This window comes from Paenibacillus sp. FSL R7-0163, assembly GCF_037969975.1.
Lineage (GTDB): Bacteria > Bacillota > Bacilli > Paenibacillales > Paenibacillaceae > Paenibacillus_AQ > Paenibacillus_AQ odorifer.
The window spans coordinates 1004607-1025114 of the sequence record NZ_CP150224.1; the positions used below are offsets into that span (position 1 = coordinate 1004607).

The 20508-nt window shown below is 46.1% G+C and carries 19 protein-coding genes and 1 other annotated feature; of the genes, 18 read left to right on the forward strand and 1 reads right to left on the reverse strand.

Features of this window, described 5'->3' with window-relative positions; all coding sequences use genetic code 11:
- The first annotated feature begins 31 nt into the window (after positions 1–31).
- From NST45_RS04285 to NST45_RS04355, 15 genes are all read left to right on the forward strand, one after another.
- On the forward strand, positions 32–787 hold the full coding sequence (locus tag NST45_RS04285; RefSeq protein ID WP_038572856.1) for an FtsQ-type POTRA domain-containing protein: 756 nt from the start codon (positions 32–34) through the stop codon (positions 785–787).
- A gap of 343 nt (positions 788–1130) precedes the next feature.
- Positions 1131–2393, forward strand: coding sequence for a cell division protein FtsA (gene ftsA, locus NST45_RS04290; protein WP_036683637.1), 1263 nt, complete (start codon positions 1131–1133; stop codon positions 2391–2393).
- Between the two features lie 61 nt (positions 2394–2454).
- Positions 2455–3576, forward strand: coding sequence for a cell division protein FtsZ (gene ftsZ / locus NST45_RS04295; RefSeq protein WP_036683633.1), 1122 nt, complete (start codon positions 2455–2457; stop codon positions 3574–3576).
- Positions 3577–3845: 269 nt separating this feature from the next.
- Positions 3846–4793 carry a sigma-E processing peptidase SpoIIGA gene (spoIIGA, locus tag NST45_RS04300; RefSeq protein ID WP_036683940.1) on the forward strand — a complete coding sequence of 316 codons (948 nt, stop codon included), beginning with the start codon at positions 3846–3848 and terminating at the stop codon, positions 4791–4793.
- A 92-nt stretch (positions 4794–4885) separates the two neighbouring features.
- A complete protein-coding gene (gene sigE / locus NST45_RS04305; RefSeq protein WP_036683937.1) occupies positions 4886–5608 on the forward strand; it encodes an RNA polymerase sporulation sigma factor SigE in 723 nt (240 codons plus the stop codon).
- A gap of 78 nt (positions 5609–5686) precedes the next feature.
- Positions 5687–6469 (forward strand): RNA polymerase sporulation sigma factor SigG, encoded by a 783-nt coding sequence (gene sigG, locus NST45_RS04310; protein WP_036683631.1) that lies wholly within the window; start codon positions 5687–5689, stop codon positions 6467–6469.
- 130 nt (positions 6470–6599) lie between these two features.
- Entirely contained in the window at positions 6600–6944 is a 345-nt protein-coding gene (locus NST45_RS04315) for a YlmC/YmxH family sporulation protein (RefSeq protein WP_036683628.1), read from the forward strand.
- 104 nt (positions 6945–7048) lie between these two features.
- The gene (gene pgeF / locus NST45_RS04320) at positions 7049–7906 is read left to right on the forward strand and encodes a peptidoglycan editing factor PgeF (RefSeq protein ID WP_076098551.1); all 858 of its coding nucleotides are present in this window, start codon (positions 7049–7051) and stop codon (positions 7904–7906) included.
- A gap of 3 nt (positions 7907–7909) precedes the next feature.
- The gene (locus tag NST45_RS04325; protein ID WP_038572851.1) at positions 7910–8596 is read left to right on the forward strand and encodes a YggS family pyridoxal phosphate-dependent enzyme; all 687 of its coding nucleotides are present in this window, start codon (positions 7910–7912) and stop codon (positions 8594–8596) included.
- An 11-nt stretch (positions 8597–8607) separates the two neighbouring features.
- Positions 8608–9048, forward strand: a complete 441-nt coding sequence (gene sepF, locus NST45_RS04330; RefSeq protein WP_036683619.1) for a cell division protein SepF — start codon at positions 8608–8610, stop codon at positions 9046–9048.
- 7 nt (positions 9049–9055) lie between these two features.
- Positions 9056–9322, forward strand: a complete 267-nt coding sequence (locus NST45_RS04335; protein WP_036683616.1) for a YggT family protein — start codon at positions 9056–9058, stop codon at positions 9320–9322.
- Positions 9323–9331: 9 nt separating this feature from the next.
- Positions 9332–10114, forward strand: coding sequence for a YlmH/Sll1252 family protein (locus NST45_RS04340; RefSeq protein WP_038572849.1), 783 nt, complete (start codon positions 9332–9334; stop codon positions 10112–10114).
- A 227-nt stretch (positions 10115–10341) separates the two neighbouring features.
- Entirely contained in the window at positions 10342–10854 is a 513-nt protein-coding gene (locus NST45_RS04345) for a DivIVA domain-containing protein (RefSeq protein WP_051491297.1), read from the forward strand.
- A 185-nt stretch (positions 10855–11039) separates the two neighbouring features.
- Positions 11040–11314, forward strand: a binding site (T-box leader).
- A 732-nt stretch (positions 11315–12046) separates the two neighbouring features.
- Positions 12047–15139 carry an isoleucine--tRNA ligase gene (gene ileS, locus NST45_RS04350; RefSeq protein ID WP_036683608.1) on the forward strand — a complete coding sequence of 1031 codons (3093 nt, stop codon included), beginning with the start codon at positions 12047–12049 and terminating at the stop codon, positions 15137–15139.
- A 329-nt stretch (positions 15140–15468) separates the two neighbouring features.
- On the forward strand, positions 15469–15765 hold the full coding sequence (locus NST45_RS04355; RefSeq protein ID WP_051491300.1) for a DUF5665 domain-containing protein: 297 nt from the start codon (positions 15469–15471) through the stop codon (positions 15763–15765).
- 92 nt (positions 15766–15857) lie between these two features.
- Here NST45_RS04355 and NST45_RS04360 read toward each other — a convergent pair whose 3' ends face one another.
- Entirely contained in the window at positions 15858–16580 is a 723-nt protein-coding gene (locus NST45_RS04360) for a TraR/DksA C4-type zinc finger protein (RefSeq protein WP_036683605.1), read from the reverse strand.
- Positions 16581–16826: 246 nt separating this feature from the next.
- Here NST45_RS04360 and lspA point away from each other — a divergent pair, with 246 nt between their 5' ends.
- From lspA to NST45_RS04375, 3 genes are all read left to right on the forward strand, one after another.
- A complete protein-coding gene (gene lspA, locus NST45_RS04365; RefSeq protein ID WP_036683603.1) occupies positions 16827–17339 on the forward strand; it encodes a signal peptidase II in 513 nt (170 codons plus the stop codon).
- Positions 17332–18303, forward strand: a complete 972-nt coding sequence (locus tag NST45_RS04370; protein WP_038572843.1) for an RluA family pseudouridine synthase — start codon at positions 17332–17334, stop codon at positions 18301–18303. The genes lspA and NST45_RS04370 overlap by 8 nt, the downstream gene beginning before the upstream one ends.
- A gap of 205 nt (positions 18304–18508) precedes the next feature.
- Positions 18509–19762, forward strand: coding sequence for an LL-diaminopimelate aminotransferase (locus NST45_RS04375; RefSeq protein WP_076098555.1), 1254 nt, complete (start codon positions 18509–18511; stop codon positions 19760–19762).
- The last annotated feature ends 746 nt before the right edge of the window (positions 19763–20508 follow it).

Consider the following 20508-nt stretch of genomic DNA (forward strand, 5'->3'; position numbering starts at 1 on the left):
GGAGACAGGGCCTTATTACGGAGATATGAGAATGACTACAACCCGATTACCTCTTCTTAAAGAGGACAAGCCTAAGAAAAAAATGAGCCGTAAGATTACGGCGATCCTGCTGCTGCTGTTCACTGCGCTTCTTGCTGTGATTTTTTTCAGATCGTCTATTAGCCATATTACAGTGATAGATTTTCAAGGTAGCAAGTATTCTACTAGTGAAGAGTTACTCTCACAAAGTGGAATTAAAATAGGTGGGCAATTCTTTGCTGTATCAACTAAAGCTGTGGAAGAATCTCTGCTGAAGCTTAAGACGATTAAAGACGTCAGCGTGCAGAAGGATTTCCCCGGGGTGATCACAGTAAAGATTGAGGAATTCCCTGCGGTAGCTTATGAACTGGAACAGGGAGGCCTCTTAAAGGCGATTCTGTCCAGTGGAGCTGCAGTGCCTGTTAATGAGACTGGAATTGCTGTTGAGAAACCTATATTAACGAACTGGGACCCGGAAGATCCGAATAAGGCTAAGCTTTGTCAAGCATTAGCAAGCATTCCTAATGAATTGACAAGTGATATCTCTGAGATTGTTCCCTCGCCAACCTTGTCTTTTCCAGACCGGATCAAGCTCTATACTAGATCCCGTTTTGAGGTGATTACAGCCATCTCTTTGCTAAAGAGCAAGGTGTCCTATTTGAATCAGATTATAGAGACTGAACAGCCTGGACTCATTAAAATGCTAGAAGCCGATTCATATGTTCCTTTTCAGGTGGAAAGCGATGAAGAAGATGTTGCGCAAGAGTAGTGTGGAGGTAAATAGTCCCTACTAATAGAGTTAAAAAAATGCTACAATCGGAGTTACGGGCAAGAAGCTATATCCCTCTTTTTTCTTCGATTTTTTTGAGATATAGTACTATATTTGGTTGAAATGACCAATTAGGCCGATATTTCTTGTGATAATTGCTATTTTTACAATAACATATGAGTAACTATTCACATTTGGGGATGTTGGAATATTATTCCGTTCAAAAAATTTGTAGAAAAAAGAGGGAAAGGATTAGGTATGTTGAATATGTACAGAGAAGTTTCCCGGGACCGGGATAAGGTAATGCAATTAATTATGATTATAACAGGAGGTGCCATAGGACTTGAGCAACAATGACATCATTGTTAGTTTGGACATCGGTACATCCAAAGTTCGGGCAATAATTGGGGAAGTTACCAATGGAACCTTTAATATTATTGGCGTTGGATCTGCTGATTCGGAAGGAATACGTAAAGGCGCGATTGTAGATATCGACCAAACTGTGCAATCGATCAAAAGTGCTATAGATCATGCAGAGCAGATGGTGGGTATTCAAATATCAGAGGTTTATGTAGGCATTTCCGGTAATCATATTGGCCTGCAATCCAGCCACGGTGTTGTGGCCGTTCAGAATGAGGATCGTGAAATCGGCGATGATGATATCGATCGCGTAATTAAAGCTGCGGAAGTCATTGCTATGCCACCGGAGCGTGAAGTGATTGATGTTGTTCCCAAACAATTTATCGTCGATGGTCTTGAAGGAATTCAAGACCCGCGCGGAATGATTGGTGTTCGTCTGGAAGTTGAGGCAACAATCATTACGGGTGCTAAGACGCCAATACATAATCTACTACGCTGTGTTGAGAAATCAGGGCTGAAGGTAAAGGATCTTGTGCTGATGTCTCTTGGAGCTGGTGGATTGGCGCTGTCCAAGGACGAGAAATCGATGGGATCTGTTCTGGTTGATATTGGTGCGGGCTCAACAACAATAGCCATATACGAAGAGGGTTCTCTTAGTGCAACCTCCACGATTCCGATCGGAGGAGAATTCGTAACCAATGATATTGCCTACGGACTTCGGACGCTTACTGATCAAGCGGAGAAGGTAAAACTTAAATATGGTTGCGCATGGATTGACGATGCAGCCTCAGACGTTGTCTTCAAGGTATTGCGCATTGGCAGTAACGTGGAGAAGGAATTTAACCAAGAGGATCTGGCGGCAATTATCGAGCCAAGGGTGCAAGAAATATTCCACCTGATTCGTCAAGAAGTTAAGCGGCTTGGTTACAGTGAACTGCCTGGAGGTTATATACTTACAGGTGGGACTGTCTCGATGCCGGGTGTATTGAAGGCTGCTCAGACCGAGCTGGCTGCATCTGTACGCATCGCCGTGCCGGATTATATCGGTGTACGGGACCCTGGGTTTACCGGCGGTGTCGGTATTCTGCATAATGTTGTCCGTAGTTTCCGAGCAAGAAACAGTGGTGGAAGCAGCAACAAAAAGACGGTCAACCGGAGCAAGCAGAACGCCACTCCGAGTCAGGAAACTGTTCAGAAGCCCGGATTTGTGGAGCGTCTAAAAAATATGTTTAGCGAGTTTATATAAGTGTAAGTCCAGATATACTTGGACCGGCCATCCAAGCACATTGAGGGGGAGATGGAACAATATGTTAGAATTTGATTTTGAAATGGAGAGCTTGGCGCAAATAAAAGTCATCGGCGTGGGCGGCGGAGGTAGTAATGCTGTCAACCGGATGATTGAAAACGGCGTTCAGGGTGTAGAATTTATTACGGTTAATACAGACGCCCAAGCGTTGCATATGGCCAAATCGGAGCACAAGCTGCAGATTGGGGACAAGCTGACCCGCGGTTTGGGTGCAGGCGCCAACCCTGAAGTCGGTAAGAAAGCAGCGGAGGAATCCCGTGATCTGATTTCGAATACCCTTAAAGGTGCAGATATGGTATTTGTTACTGCAGGAATGGGTGGCGGTACAGGTACAGGTGCGGCGCCAGTTATAGCTGAAATTGCTAGAGAGTGTGGAGCCCTGACTGTGGGTGTAGTTACTCGCCCGTTCACTTTTGAAGGAAGAAAACGTTATAACCAGGCAATGCTTGGAATCGAAGCTTTGAAAGAAAAAGTCGACACGCTAATCGTCATTCCAAATGACCGTTTGCTTGAGATCGTTGATAAGAAAACACCGATGTTGGAAGCTTTCCGTGAAGCAGATAATGTTCTCCGGCAGGCTGTTCAAGGTATCTCTGACCTAATTAAGGTTCCTGGTCTGATTAACCTTGACTTTGCGGATGTAAAGACGATCATGACAGAGCGCGGTTCAGCGCTTATGGGAATTGGTATAGCAAATGGTGAGAACCGTGCGTCTGAAGCAGCACGTAAAGCCATCATGAGCCCACTCTTGGAAACGTCTATTGAAGGCGCCCGCGGCGTAATCATGAATATTACGGGAGGATCTAACCTCTCCCTATACGAAGTCAATGAAGCGGCTGAGATCGTTACATCCGCCTCTGATCCTGAAGTGAATATGATCTTTGGTGCGATAATTGATGAAGGCCTGAAGGATGATATCAAAGTAACAGTAATTGCTACTGGCTTTGAACATAAACCATCGCCTGAAGCTCCAGGACGTCGTCCGGTCTCGACGAATAACGAGCCAGCGGCAGCACCGGATAAGAACGCTGCTAATCTGCGTCCGTTCGGGAATCAGAACACGTCAGATCAGTTGGATATTCCGACGTTCCTGCGTAACCGTAATCGTAGCAACAACGACTAGTTAAATATTTTTATCAAGAAGATATGAAAGCACCGTATTATCCAGCTAATAGAGCTAGGGTACTGCGGTGCTTTTTTTATGTGAAATGCTGTTCAGAAGGAATAAAACCCTCCCACGCTATAACTCGACAAAAAAACCTCAAGAATGCCCCCCAAGTTTAGACAGACTTTGAAAGCGAGACTTTTTATACTAATCATATCGTCCAAAAAACAGAGCCTGATCCATTTTGGCTACAGGATAGATTCCGCCATAGTAGGCAGGTGAATGCACTGGTTGTTTATATTGACTTGATATTCGCCGCCAATCTAGTGATCGACGGAATTCTATTGTGGCTGACAGGCTGGATGGTCAAGCTGAGGATATCATGGTGGCGGCTAGTCCTCTCAGCTCTGGTTGGTGCGCTCTATGTGGTGATGATGTTTGTGCCGGAGTTGTCTTTCATGTATACCTTCCTCATTAAGTTTGGATTGTCGGTGGTTATGCTATGGATTGCCTTTGGTTTTGGGAGTCTGCAAAGCTACCTTCGCACTATGGGAGCTTTTTATATTATCAACTTCGCAGCTGCTGGTGGGATTGTAGGTATTCACTATTTGCTGCAGAGCTCCGGTGATATTTGGAATGGTATTATGTTCACTGCTTCAGGAGGGCATGCTTACCGCCTAAAGATTGGTTTTTGGTTTGTAATTGCAGTATTTCCCCTGGTGTTAATCTGCTTCAAGGCAGTGCACTCCTCACGAATCAGAAGGGAGCAGCTTGAAACCTATATCGGTGAGGTGGTAGTAGAAATTGATGGAGTGACTGTTTCCTGTCCCGGCCTGCTAGACACAGGTAACCGGCTTTGTGATCCTTTGACCCGCATACCGGTGATGGTTATGGAATCTTCGCTCTGGGAGGGACATCTGCCTGAAACATGGAAAGGTAGACTCACTCAGGACGGAGCGGACAAACTTTTACTAGAAACGGACGGGCAGTCGTTTGCTTGGCAGGACAGGATGCGACTGGTGCCTTACAGGGGAGTTAACCGGGGGGCATCATTTATGCTTGCACTGAAGCCTGATCAGGTGACGATAAAGCTTGGTGAAGATATCTTTTATTGTAAAAGAGTCTTGATCGGGCTGGATGGTGGGACATTGTCGGGGGATGGAGCCTATCGGGCTGTAATACATCCTGATTTGACTCAAAAAGAGAGCGCTATTGATGCAGCACTGCCTTCCTAATCTTTAAAGCTAGCTGAACCAAACTTCTGATGGCTGAAAGCGGGATTTGAAAGCTTCACACGCGAACCGTGCACTTCTTGGAGGAGGAACAAATAATGGTCAAATGGAAAATTGCTCTGCAGCTGCAATATTACCGCATGCTGTTTCTACTAGGGCTGAAGAGTCAGGAAATCTATTATATTGGCGGGAGTGAGGCACTTCCTCCACCGCTGACACGGGAAGAAGAAGAATATCTGCTTCAGCGGCTGTCTAGCGGCGATGCAGCTGTTCGTGCGATGTTGATTGAGCGCAATCTTCGCTTGGTAGTATATATCGCTCGTAAATTTGAGAATACCGGCATCAATATCGAGGATCTGGTTTCGATTGGCGCTATTGGCTTAATTAAGGCTGTGAACACTTTTGATCCTGAGAAAAAAATAAAACTGGCTACTTATGCATCCCGCTGCATAGAGAATGAAATCTTGATGTATCTGCGGCGGAACAGCAAGACACGGAGTGAGGTTTCTTTTGATGAGCCGCTTAATATTGATTGGGATGGCAATGAATTATTGCTTTCTGACGTATTAGGAACGGAAAATGATACCATTTATCGGAACATAGAAGAACAGGTTGATCGCAAGCTGCTGCAAAAGGCACTGGAAAAGCTGAGTGACCGGGAAAGACTCATTATGGAGCTGAGATTTGGCCTGCGCGGAGGCGAAGAAAAGACACAAAAAGATGTGGCCGATCTGCTTGGCATCTCCCAATCTTATATTTCGCGGCTGGAGAAAAGAATTATCAAGCGGCTGCGCAAGGAGTTTAACAAGATGGTGTAAGGTGAAATTAGCAAGGAATAAAATGGCGAGCCCGGGAGATAATGTACAGTAATGTTTCTCCTTGGGAGGTAAATCATCATGACCCGTAATAAAGTCGAGATTTGCGGTGTGGATACTGCTAAGCTGCCTGTTCTAACGAATGTGGAAATGCGGCAACTGTTCACTTCGCTGCAGCAGCAGGGCGAGCGATCCGCCAGAGAGAAATTGGTAAACGGTAATCTTAGACTTGTTCTAAGCGTTATCCAGAGGTTCAATAATAGGGGAGAATTTGTTGACGATTTGTTCCAGGTGGGTTGCATCGGTCTGATGAAAGCCATTGATAATTTCGATTTATCACAAAACGTTAAATTCTCCACATATGCAGTTCCGATGATTATCGGTGAGATTCGGCGTTACCTGCGTGATAACAACCCGATTCGGGTATCACGTTCTCTCAGAGATATCGCCTACAAGGCGCTCCAGGTACGTGATAGTCTGACCAATCAGAACTCGCGGGAACCGACGATATTCGAAATATCAGAAGCGCTGGGTGTGCCGAAGGAAGATGTTGTATTTGCTCTTGATGCCATTCAGGATCCAGTGTCCTTATTCGAGCCGATCTATCATGACGGCGGCGATCCTATTTATGTAATGGACCAGATTAGCGACGATAAGAATAAGGATGTGTCGTGGATCGAAGAAATTGCATTACGTGAAGCGATGCGTAAGTTAGGACAAAGGGAGAAACGAATTTTATCCATGCGGTTTTTCGAAGGGAAAACACAGATGGAGGTCGCAGACGAGATTGGCATTTCACAGGCACAGGTCTCACGTCTGGAGAAATCTGCGATTCAGCAAATGCAAAAACACGTGAAATCTTAGAGCAGTAGCCATGAGGAGATATTCCAGAATCCGGGTTAAGGATTTTGGGCGATCTCCTCTTTTTAATGAATGTAGACAAGCTTCCGTATCATATATTGGACTATAGGTCGGATTGTACAGGGGTGGTGAGATGAACGAGGATTATCAAGGGTCTGCCAAAAAAATGAAAATCTCTGATTTTCAGACGAAGGATGTTATCAACATTGTAGATGGCAAGCGGCTGGGGCAGATTAGTGATCTGGAGCTTGATTTGCGCCGTGGTGTCATAGATGCCATCGTTATACCCGGATACACTCGGTTTATGGGATTGTTCGGAGGCGGGACAGATCTGATTATTCCATGGCGGAATATAGTCAAGATCGGGTCCGATGTAGTGCTCGTGAAGATTGAAGAGTCACGGATGTCTCCGGGACAGGAAGAGCGGGAAACGATGTATCTGGAGCGGGGAGATCGCAGCGAACGGCGCACTTATTAATTAGGTGCGTTTTTTGTTTTTTTATTTAAGAATTTAGGCGATCTGGCTTAAGCGTCACTTTGTACGGGTATTTACATGTGGTACACTAAGGCGGAGGTGAGGAAATGGAACCGTTTGTGCAGGGGAAAGAAATGCTTATGCTGCTCCATCTGGAGCCGTGGCGAGTGGAGCATAACGAGATTACAGCGGGGTTTACTGGTAGACAGGGAGGGGCTAGCAAGGCGCCCTATGACAGCCTGAATTGTGCGTTTCACGTTGGGGATGCTCCTGAAGCTGTCCTGAGCAATCGGAGAGCGCTTGCCGAAGCTCTTGATTTCAAACCGGAAGCATGGACCTGTGGAGAACAAACCCATGGGGCAGAGATAGCTGTGGTAAGGGAAGTAGACCGTGGGCGGGGACAACAGGACAGAGCATCGGCATTTCAAGCCACGGACGGTCTGCTGACGGATGTGCCCGGGGTTTTGTTGACTTCTTTTTATGCGGATTGTGTGCCCCTTTATTTTTATGATCCCGTGCGTAGAGTCGTCGGTCTTGCGCATGCAGGCTGGAAAGGGACGGTGGCTCAGATTGCCGCAGCCATGGTGAATAAGCTGCAAACGGTATACGGCAGCAATCCACATGATATTGTGGCAGCGATCGGTCCATCCATTGGCGACTGCTGTTATGAGGTGGATGATTATGTGATGGAGCATGTTCGCCAGTTGGAGGGCAGCTTGAATGAGGGTATAGAAACTTTCGATGCTGTGGAGCTTTACAGAGCCTCAGAGACTGATCAGAGTAAATACTTGCTAAACTTGAAAGAAATGAATCGACGCATTATGATAAAAGCAGGAATATTGCCGACTCATATCGAATGTACAACATGGTGTACAAGCTGTAATCGTGATTTGTTTTTTTCATATCGCAAAGAAAACGGTATTACAGGCAGAATGACGAGCTGGATCGGAATAAAGGAGAGTTGAAAGTTGTCTTTAACACTGCAGGAGAGAATTGCTGAGGTAGAGGAACGTGTAGCACGTGCCTGCGCGGCAAGCGGCCGGGATCGTAATGACGTCAAGGTAATTGCAGTGACGAAATATGTTTCTCTGGAAATGGTATCCTCCGTATTGGAGGCAGGACTAGAGCATATTGCCGAGAGTCGCTGGCAGGATGCTGAGCACAAATGGAAGGTTTTAGGGGACAAAGGGACATGGCATTTTATCGGGCATTTGCAAACCAATAAGGTTAAAGACGTTATTGGAAAATTTCAATATATACACTCTTTGGACCGGATGTCTCTGGCGCAAGAATTACACAAAAAGGCGCTTGCCGCCGATCAGGAAGTGAATGTGTTTCTTCAAGTGAATATCTCTGGCGAAGATACGAAGTTCGGTCTGTCACCTGAGGCAGTACCTGGATTTTTACGTGAAATCGCTAGTTTGGACCGCGTTAAGGTAATTGGACTTATGACGATGGCACCTTTAGAAGGTGATCCAGAGCTTACCCGTCCTGTATTTCGCGGACTTCGTGAGCTGCGCGATGAGCTTAATCAACTTGCTTTGACACCTGAGCCGATTACGGAGCTGTCCATGGGAATGTCGAATGATTTTGAAGTGGCGATACAGGAAGGAGCTACCTGGGTACGCCTGGGTACGGTGTTAGTAGGCCATTAGGAGGGATCGTGATGAGCGTTATGAACCGATTTATGAGTTTTTTGGGCTTGCAGGAGGAAGAGGAAGTTGTGGAGCGGGAGCAAATCCACGAAGAGGATGAGTATGAGCCGGCCCCTGTAGAAACCCGCAAAAATCAAAGGGGCAACGTTGTCAGTATCCATTCGCAAAAAAATGTCAAGGTTGTATTATATGAACCACGTTCATATGATGAGGCACAGGAGATTGCTGATCATCTTCGTTCGCATCGGACGGTAGTAATTAACCTGCAGCGTGTTCGCAATGATCAAGCAATGAGAATTATTGATTTTCTCAGTGGAACTGTTTATGCCCTTGGGGGAGGAATCTCTAAAATTGGGGGCAATATATTTATGTGCACTCCAGATACTGTTGAAATTCAAGGCTCCATTACAGAAATCCTAGGTGACGATCAAGACTATAACAGAATGAGGTGAATGGGCTTTGCTTCAAATTGATTACATTATCGATATTTTGTTTAATATTTATTTTTACATGATTATTTTCTATGTGCTAATGTCCTGGTTACCCAACGTTCGTGATAACTTCATTGGAGAACTGCTAAGCAAACTCGTAGAGCCGTATTTAACACCTTTCAGACGGTTTATTCCACCGCTCTTCGGTACACTTGATATCTCTCCAATCATTGCATTACTTGTCTTGGAATTCGCAGCAGGCGGACTTAAATCTATCCTGCATTTGATTTTTTAGGCATCTGTGATGAAGAACGAAGTTTACGGGCATTTTCATCCCGATGAACGTCAATTTGTGGACAAGGCCTTTGAATGGGTTACCAACGCTGGAGAATATCATGAGACTAAATTAACTGAATTTCTCGATCCCCGCCAAGGTTTTATTCTGCAAACTTTAGTTAACCGCCATCCTGACGTGATTGTTAAATGGGAGGGTGGACATGCTGAGGCAGAGCGGAAGCGAGCGCTTGTCGCCCCTGATTATCGTGATCTGGATCAGGAAGACATGGAGCTGAAGGTGCTTGCGATAACCTCAGGGGAGCAGAAGTTTCTGGCCTTGGAGCACGGGGACTACATGGGTTCTATTCTGGGGCTGGGCGTTAAACGAGGCAAAATCGGTGATATTCATGTTCTGGACGATGGTTGTCATGTTGTAGTCGCTGCTGATATTGCAGATTATTTAGCTATGAATTTAACTGGAGTGCACCGGATACAGGTAAGTACGGAAGTATTACCCCTTTCCGCCTTGCGTAATAGTGAGGTTAAGCTGGAAGTGATGGATTTGACTGTAGCGTCCCTGCGATTGGATGGCATTGCCGCAGATGTAACACGGCTTAGCCGAAGCAAAATTCTTGCTCCCATCAAGGCTGGACGCGTTCGGGTAAACTGGAAAGTGGAGGAAGACCCATCCTGCAGTCTTAAGGATGGTGACATGGTATCTATTCAAGGTTTCGGTCGCTTCAAGGTGCTAGAGGTCGGCAGTTTGACGAAAAAGGGCCGATACCGTGTTCAGATTGGTAAATTTGTGTGAATCCCTTGCAGGAATACGGTCTTACTTGTCGAAATTGATTATTTCGAGGGAATCAAACATTTTTAAAGCTGGACGCCGATACTTTAAAGAAGAGGCGGACCATAAATGGCAGGCGGAACACAGAAACACCTTCTGCCTTTACTTGAAGTACAGTCTTTCTTCTTTGTCTGCCGCTTAGTTGCGATTTAGAGATAAAGAAGGTCCGAAATTTCTAGGAGGTGCACAGCATGCCATTAACACCGCTCGATATACATAACAAGGAGTTTTCTCGGAGACTTCGCGGTTATGATGAGGACGAGGTCAACGAATTTCTAGATCAAGTGATCAAGGATTACGAAAGCGTCATCCGTGAGAACAAGGAACTGCAGAATCAGCTTTTGTCTATTCAAGAGCGTCTGGATCATTTTGTGAATATTGAAGAAAGTTTATCAAAGACGATCTTAGTCGCTCAGGAAGCGGCGGATGATGTGAAGAACAACTCCAAGAAGGAATCCCAGCTCATTATCAAGGAAGCGGAGAAAAACGCCGATCGGATTATTAACGAAGCGTTATCCAAATCCCGTAAGGTTGCTATTGAGACTGAAGAATTGCGTAAGCAAGCTTCGATCTATCGCACTCGTTTCCGGACATTAGTGGAAGCTCAGCTGGAGCTGTTATCACAGGATGACTGGAATGCCTTAGAGAGTCGTGAGGCGAGCGAGAACGTAGCCTTCAAGGATGATGTTCTTCATCGCATCTAAAGGTTTCAGACGATAATTGGCTAAATAGAGGGAGCTATTCCCTCTATTTTTATTTTCCGATAAAATAGACCATAATAAAGTGAACTCCATGCGCAAGTACGTCCTTAATAGCTAGATTGGGCGAATGGCTGTTGACATTTAGATTCAAAAAGTCTATAAATAGAACATATCTGTATAATGTTTATATGTATTCGATGACGGGACAAGTACGACAAGGTAACGTTCTCCAGAGAGTCGGCGATTGCTGAGAGCCGATTGTTCGAGCCCTGCCGGAAGATCTTCCCCTAGAAGTTAAGCTGAAGCGTTGATCGTGCGTAAGCTTAACCGTCTGCCGGACGTTACACCGGACCTGTGCACAAGATTTACGCGCAGGACTGAGATTGTGCTGAATACACTCCCCTTAAGGATGTGCTCATGCGCAGAATTAGGGTGGTATCGCGAGCGTCGTCTCGCCCCTTTGGGGGTGGGATGACGCTTATTTTGTTGTTCCGGGGCGGCCATCCCCCTAAATCCCCCTTTCTAAGGGGGACCCCAAGGGCTGCCGCCCTCTGGACACCCGCAAAGTAAAGCCTCGTGCAAATAGGTACGGTGGTGGAAACGAACGGACTCATGTGGCTGAACGAGCGGCCCTTCTTAGGCTCCCCTGGCGGGTTCGCCTGCGGGGCCTTAACTGCAAGAGCGGTGTGCGACCAGCTGCGCAAGGTCGCGCATGGCGCCCCGAGCGATTGCTGCCCTGCGGGAACGCGGCTCGGGAGCCAGGGCAAGAGCGGTGCGCGACCAGCTGCGCAAGGTCGCTCATTGGCGCCCCGAGCAATTGCTGCCCTAACGGGATCGCGGCTCGGGTACCAGGGCAAGAGCGGTGCGACCAGCTGCGCAAGGTCGCGAAATGGCGCCCCGAGCGATTGCTGCCCTACGGGATCGCGGCTCGGGTGCCAGGGCAAGAGCGGTGCGCGACCAGCTGCGCAAGGTCGCTCATTGGCGCCCCGAGCGATTGCTGCCCTAACGGGATCGCGGCTCGGGTGCCCGGAAAGAAGGGGCAGTTGCTGCGCAATGCCGCCGAAGCCCCCGAGCGATTGCTGCCCTACGGGATCGCAGCTCGGGTGCCAGGGCAAAGAAGTGGCAGCTGCTGCCAGGATCGCCCAAGGATCGAAAAGAGCTTTATAGACTAATCCATGAAAGGATTGACCATCACATGCAAAAAGTAGATGTCAGAGAAAAGGCGCGGGCAAGAGATGTCCGCATATTGAAGAAATGGAACGAAGAGAATACGTTCCGCAAGTCCATGGAGAACCGTGAGGGACGTCCAAACTATGTATTCTATGAAGGTCCGCCAACAGCAAACGGTGCGCCGCATATCGGACACGTGCTGGGACGGGTAATCAAGGATTTCATCGGTCGTTACCAGACAATGAAAGGTTACCGCGTAGTACGTAAAGCAGGCTGGGATACACACGGTCTGCCAGTAGAACTAGGCGTACAAAAGAAGCTTGGCATCTCCGGTAAACAAGAGATTGAGGAATATGGCGTAGAAAAATTCATCCAGGAATGTAAAGACAGCGTCTTCGGTTATGAGAAGCAATGGCGTGAATTTACAGAAGCGATTGGATACTGGACAGATCTAGATAATCCTTACGTAACCTTGGATAACACCTATATCGAAAGTGTATGGAACATCTTGGCTACAGTGCATGAGAACGGGTTGCTTTACCGCGGACACCGTGTTAGCCCGTATTGCCCGAGCTGCCAGACTACATTAAGCTCGCATGAAGTTGCCCAAGGCTACAAAACCGTTAAGGATCTCAGTGCAACTGCGAAGTTCAAGCTGGATGACAGCGGAGACTACGTATTGGCTTGGACGACAACACCTTGGACCTTGCCAGCCCATATGGCGCTAGCTATGAACCCGGACATGGATTATGTACGTGTGCAACAAGAAGATGGTGTGTACATCGTTGCTAAAAACTTGGTCGAAGAAGTAATGAAAGGCGAGCACACAGTCCTTTCTACACATAAAGGTTCCGAGTTTATCGGTAAAACTTACGCACCTCCATTCGGATATATTAAGGCAGAGAAAAGTAATGTTATCGTAGGTGCTTCTTTCGTTACAGATTCCAGTGGTACAGGGATCGTACACATGGCACCAGCACATGGTGAAGATGACTACAAGACTTGCCGTGAGAATGGCATCAGCTTCGTAAATGTGGTTGATAATTCCGGTAAGTATACGGATGTAGTTTCTGATTTTGCGGGACGTTTTGTTAAGGATTGCGATCTGGATATCATTAAGGTTTTGTCTGAAAAAGGATTGCTTTACGGTAAAGAGAAATACGAGCATAGCTATCCGTTCTGCTGGCGTTGTGATACACCACTTTTGTATTACGCAACAGACAGCTGGTTCATCAACACTACAGCGATCAAAGATCAGCTGATTGCTAACAACAACAGTGTGGCTTGGTACCCTGAGCATGTACGTGAAGGTCGTTTCGGGAAGTTCTTGGATGAACTGGTTGACTGGAATATCAGCCGTAACCGTTATTGGGGTACACCTCTCAACGTCTGGGTATGTCAAGAAACGGGCAAAGAGTTTGCACCACACAGCATTGAAGAGCTAAGAGCGATGGCGATTGGTGATGTTCCTGAAGATATCGAGCTGCATAAACCTTTCGTGGATAAGATCAAGCTGCGCAGTCCGTTTAGCGAAGGTGCAGAGATGGTTCGTACATCGGAAGTGATCGACGTATGGTTCGACAGTGGCTCAATGCCTTTTGCACAAAGCCATTATCCATTTGAGAACGAGGATAAGCTGAATGATCAGTACCCGGCAGATATGATCTGTGAAGGGATCGACCAGACCCGCGGATGGTTCTACAGCTTGCTTGCAGTATCCACCTTGTTTAAGGGTAAAGCTCCATATAAAGCAGTTATTGCTCACGGTCATATCCTCGATGAGAATGGTCAAAAAATGTCCAAATCCAAAGGCAATGTTATTGATCCTTGGGAAATCATGAACGATTACGGCACGGATGCATTCCGTTGGGCTATTTTATCCGACAGTGCACCGTGGAATAATAAACGTTTCTCGCGTGGTCTTGTAGGTGAGACAAAATCTAAAGTAGTGGATACGCTGGTGAATACACATGCCTTCTTAACGCTTTATGCGGGCATCGATGGATACGACCCAGCCGATCATCCTTTTAAGGTATCAAAACATAAGTTGGACCGCTGGATCCTGTCCCGTCTGAACAGCTTGATTCTTTTGGTGGATAAAGGACTTGCGGTAAATGACTTCGTGAATACGTCTAGAGCGATTGAGAACTTTGTGGATGAGCTGAGCAACTGGTATATCCGTCGTTCCCGTGACCGCTTCTGGGGTAGTGGTCTAGGTGAAGATAAATTGGATGCTTACCGTACGTTGACTCATGTGCTTTTGGCGACAGCGACTTTGATGGCTCCATTTACACCGATGTTGTCCGAAGATATCTTCACGAACCTTGGCGGCGGAGAAAGTGTGCATTTGGCAGACTACCCGGTTGCTGACGAGAACTTGATCGATAAAGAGCTGGAAGAGGATATGGAAAGTGCAAGACAGATCGTTGAGCTGGCGCGTAACGTACGTAACGAAACAGGCATTAAGAATCGTCAACCGTTGTCCGAGCTGATCGTTTCGATGAACCGTGACTTCCATTTGTCTGAGTATGAAGAGATCATCAAAGACGAGATCAACATCAAGAACATCGTGCTGGAGAACAGTGACAGCGGATTTGTTGATTTCACACTCAAGCTGAATCTTAAGGTTGCCGGTAAAAAATACGGTAAAAACGTAGGCTTCCTGCAAGGCTTTCTGAAAGCTATGGATAGTGACTCTACCCGTAAAGCGGTGCAAGACGGCTCAATCGCGATTGCGACACCTGAAGGTGAAGAGCTTGTAATCACTTCTGAAGAGCTGCTTGTTGAAAAACAAGCCAAAGCAGGTTTCGCCGCAGCTTCCGGATATGGAGTTACGGTTGCGCTCAATACCGAAATCACGCCTGAGCTTGAACAAGAAGGCTGGGTTCGTGAGATCATTCGTGCGGTTCAAGATTACCGTAAACGTCTGGATCTGCCGATCGAGAAACGGATCGCACTCACTTTGAAGTTAGACGATGAGCTAAAAGCAGCTGTTACAGCATTTGACAATGTACTGCGAGACAATGTACTTGTGACTACGGTTGATTTTGATGGAGAACATGCTTTTGAGACGGTAGAAGTCGGTGATAAATCCATCGGTATCCATATCGAAGCATAATTCTGCATTACCTGTCCCAAAACAGCATATACTAGCGGCATAAGTGTAAACGGAGATCTTCCGTTTATGCGGGAAATATAGTCTTTATATTTCGGCGCAAAACTAACGAGTCCCGAGCTTAAGGAGATGAATTCTCTTTGGCCGGGCTCGTTTACTTTGTAGCGAAGGAAAGACATATGAGAGGAGCCGTAGCTGTGGAGGGAAACAAGAGGAGAATCTCCATTAAGACATCCGGCAATAAGAATAACCCAGACAAGGAAAAGGAGAATAAGGCTTTTCCTGAAGTTAATCCTGAGTATCTAACAGCAGATCCGCGTAATCCCGAGGATATTCCGCTGGAAGAAAAAATGAATACAATGTACCGATTGACCTTTGAGTGGGCTCATATTTTGGAAAAATCCCGAATTTATCAATATACGGATCTACTATATTCACCTTGGCGGTTGATTTGGAGAAATATTTTATTTGGAGCAGCTCGGGGAGTTGGGATCGCACTGGGTTTTACTTTTTTTGCGGCAACGATTATTTATATCCTTCAGGGACTAGGCGCGCTCAATCTACCGATCATTGGGGATTATATTGCGGATATTGTGCGGATCGTACAGCGTCAGCTAGAATTCAAATAGCCATCGAAACGTTAAGATTAAAAACAGCGAACCATTCCGTAAAACTGGAACAGTACGCCGTTTAAATGATTTTGTGTATAGGACATCTGTGTTTAGTCTTCCTCGAGAGGATCAAGACTATGGGTTGCCTCGTCACTGTCCAAATAACGCTGGTAGCTCCGTCCCGGCACTACAATCAGATTGTTGCCCGTGATATCAGTGGCGATAAAGTTCTCCCAAGGTTCTACGCAGCCTTCCAGCTCATCGGCTTCAATCTCCATATCATTATAAGAATCAATATTGTTGCCCTCCGCCATGGCGGGAGAATTCGAGGTACCCCAGCTTTCAACAATCTGCCAGGCATCCTCGCCGTCAAAACCGTTTTGATCGTCGCGCTCATCCAGACTGGTGCGTCCAAAAGGTGGAGATAACAGCTCCTCTTCCACTGGACGAGTGAAAGGTGCGTTTTGCCGCGGGTTGTGCTCTTTACAATAAAGTGTGGAAGGGATGGCAGATAAACGTTCAAAAGGGATCGGCTCACCACTAGCCTTGCATATCCCATAAGTGCCATTATCCATAGCGGATAAAGCAGCTTCAATATCGTCCAGCTCATGCTCGTCCCGTTCTAACAGTGAAATGTCCATGGAGCGATTATACAAATCGGTGGCTGCATCTCCTGGATGGTTGTCATTCTCGGAAAGTTCTCCGGAACCATCCCGCATGGATTCATCTAAGCCGTAATGCTCATTATTCTGAAGCCTGCGCTGAATCGTATCCCGATCTTTTTCCAATCGTGCACGTAGCTCTGAGAGCTGCTGTACTGTCAGGTGCGTCATAATGAGAAAGCTCCTTTCTGTACCTTTTATAAGAATCATTCCGACTTGCCGGATAACACCGGATGGTTCTTCTGTTAGGTTGACCGGAGAGCAGGGATTTTACCGCTGGAAAATAGTCCCCAAGATTGAACTTAGCGGATGTCCCGCAATAGACGATTCTTTAAGGGCTGTGCTACAATATACAAGTCTTTAAACAGTATTCGTACCGCATTTAGCGGGAAAAATAAGAACGGAGTGACAACTTCTGTGGTGTACTATTTGATTGCTCTTATTGTATTTTTGGTGGATCAAGGGACAAAGTATCTCATTGCTACACGTCTGGAGATCGGAGAACAGATTTCTGTTATCGGAGATTTTTTCCTGATTACCTCTCATCGCAATCGCGGGGCTGCTTTTGGGATTCTCGAAGGTCAGCAATGGTTCTTCTTTCTAGTTACGGTTGTAGTGGTTAGTGGTATCGTTTGGTATTTGAACAAGACTAGACACTCGCGGAAGCTGTTATCTGTTGCCCTAGGGCTTGTACTGGGTGGAGCTATCGGTAACTTCCTGGACCGGATAATCAATGGTGAGGTTGTTGATTTCCTTCTGTTCAATTTTGGGAGCTATAGCTTCCCGATTTTTAATGTGGCGGATTCTTGTATCGTCATTGGGGTTGGATTGATTCTTCTGGATTCTTTTCGTGACCTTAAAAACGGCGAAGAAATTACAGAAATAAAAGAAGTAAAAGAAGCAAAGGAAGTAAGAGAAGGGAATGAATGATTTGAATAAAGACGTCAATCACCAAGCGGCATCTACGAGCGAAGAAGAGAGGGACGTCACGGAATGGACCGTTTCGGCAGAGAACGCGCGGGAGCGAATCGATAAATATATTACGGAATCATGGGAAGAAGAAATTTCCCGTTCTCAGGTGCAGCTGTGGATCAGCGGCGGTAACGTTACGGTTAATGGCAAGCCAGTGAAAGCCAACTATAAGCTATCGGAAGGCGACGTGGTTAGCGTTGTTGTCCCTGAAGCAGAAGTAACGGATTTGATCGCGGAGAACATTCCTCTTGAAGTTGTATATGAAGACAGCGATGTCATTGTGATTAATAAACCCCGGGGCATGGTTGTGCATCCAGCTGCGGGACATCCGTCAGGCACCTTAGTAAATGCGCTGATGTATCACTGTAAGGATCTGTCCGGCATTAACGGTGAGATTCGTCCAGGTATTGTACATCGGATCGATAAGGATACCTCTGGTCTTATCATGGTGGCTAAGAATGATGCCAGTCATGCCTCACTTGCCGCACAGCTTAAAGAGCATAGTGTTACGCGCCGATATATTGCAGTCGTACACGGCAACTTGTCGCATGATAAGGGCACTGTTGACGCACCGATTGGCAGAGATCCACATGATCGCAAGCTATACACAGTAACCGAAAAGAACAGCAAAAAATCCGTGACCCATTTTACAGTAATGGAACGCTTCGGAGATTGTACACTGCTGGAGCTGCAGCTGGAGACTGGCCGCACGCATCAGATCAGGGTACATATGAAGTTCATTGGCCATCCACTTGTAGGCGATCCGATATATGGACGCAGCAAGGGCACTACGATGAATGGACAAGCGTTGCATGCGGCGGTGCTCGGATTTATTCATCCTACCACAGGTGAATATAAAGAATTCAGCAGACCTATTCCGGAGGACATGGAAGAAGTCTTGTTCACACTACGCAGCAGATAAGTACAAATGAAGTGATAATTAGTCTATGGTATTGAACACTACTTTACGGCATATTTAAAAACATAAGGATAAAGAAAGGGTAATGCCTTATTCTTTATCCTTATTTTTATAATGAAACGGATATCCGGAAACATACGCCATCCAAGGGACGGCGAAGCCGTTTCTTTTAAAAGTAGAATAGATATTCAGGAGATGAGATGACAGTATGAGTATTGAACAATACCAAGATAGCTTCATTCAGACTAATTTTGCAGACCGCATCGGCGGTGCCAATTATGGCAAAGACACTTCGATTTATAAATTCGAGAAAATCAAACGTGCTAAAGCATCCGCAAAACAGGATTTTCCTAACATTGAACTAATTGATATGGGCGTAGGCGAGCCGGATGAGATGGCTGATGCGGGTATCGTAGCTAAGCTTGCTGAAGAAGCAGCGAAGGAAGAAAACCGCGGATATGCGGACAATGGAATTGCCGAATTCAAGACTGCTGCTGCTGAATATTTGCGGGAAGTTTTCCGGGTGGAAGGAATTGATCCAGACACGGAGGTAGTTCACTCCATCGGATCGAAGCCTGCGCTGGCAATGTTGCCATCTTGTTTCATCAATCCAGGTGATATCACGATTATGACCGTGCCGGGTTATCCAGTCTTGGGTACACATACTAAATATTTGGGTGGACAAGTATTTACAGTGGAGCTGAAGAAGGAGAACAAATTCCTTCCAGATCTGAATGAAATTCCGGAAGACATTGCTCGTAAAGCTAAGCTTCTTTATCTAAACTATCCAAACAATCCAACGGGCGCTAGTGCCACTCCTGAGTTTTTTGCTGAGGTCGTTGCATGGGCGAAAAAATACGATGTAGTGGTTATTCATGACGCACCTTATGCTGCCTTGACCTATGACGGTTTGAAGCCACTTAGCTTCCTCTCCGTTCCAGGTGCAAAGGATGTGGGTGTGGAGCTGCATTCTCTTTCTAAGTCTTACAATATGACGGGCTGGAGAATTGGTTTTGTGGCTGGTAATCCGCTAGTGGTTAAAGCCTTCAGCGATGTGAAGGATAATAACGATTCCGGCCAATTTATCGCGATTCAAAAAGCAGCGGCTTATGGTCTTGCTCATCCAGAGATTACTGAAGCGATTGCGGATAAATACTCCCGTCGTCACAACCTGCTGGTTGATGCACTGAATAGCCTCGGCTTTAAAGCTGAGAAGCCAAAAGGCTCCTTCTTCCTGTATGTCGCTGCACCTAAGGGAATCAAAGACGGCCGTCGCTTTGAATCCGGTGAAGATTTCTCCCAATTCCTGATTCGTGAGAAGCTGATCTCCACTGTGCCTTGGGACGATGCAGGTCCGTTTGTTCGTTTCTCCGTTACCTTTATTGCTAAAGGTGAAGAGGAAGAGAGACGTGTCATCTCTGAAATTCAAAGACGTCTTAGTGATGTGGAATTTGAGTTTTAAGCATTGTTATTGAAATTAATGAGGCTGTCTCAAAAGTAGTGAATTCTACTTTGGGGCAGCTTCTTTTTTATGGAATAGGAAATGTTGTAGATGTTACTGTGCTCTATGACTATATGCCACGTGTTGTGCATTGTAGTGCATTTTAGTGTAGTGTTCTGTTATTCGGGTGGGTGGTGGTTGAATGCAATATTTGATTTTCGTACAGCTTGCAGTAGATGATTTGTGGTAGCTGTGACGGTGGAATTTGTGCAGTGAACTTGTGTGGCGGGCTTGTGTGGTGAGCGATATGCGTTCTGTGTTTGTGCGAAGTAAAGAGTGGGTTTTAAACTAATTAGGGAAAAAATCCCTGAAATTAGCCGATATTCGCTCTAAATGTACGAAATCAGGGGAAAACTCCCTAATAATTAGGTGGTTTTCTATATTAATCACTGAATCGGCCAACAATTAGGGAAGTTTTCCCTAATAACAAGTCTGATGAACAGAAATCACTGAATTTCAGGGAGAAATTCCTTAATTACTATATAAGTACCTCACCGATTGCATCATTTTCAGCATTACTAGGTGCGCCTTTTGAATCATTTGGACATTAAGTAGTGTTAAGAACATAAACGAGGCTGTCCAAAAAGCGATGAAAGGCTATTTGGGACCAGCATCGTTTTTTATGCAGATATACTGAGTACCGCTTCCCCCTTGTTGTTAATAGAAGTAAGGAAGAGAAGTGCAAAAGTTTAGGCAGAGAAAGTTGA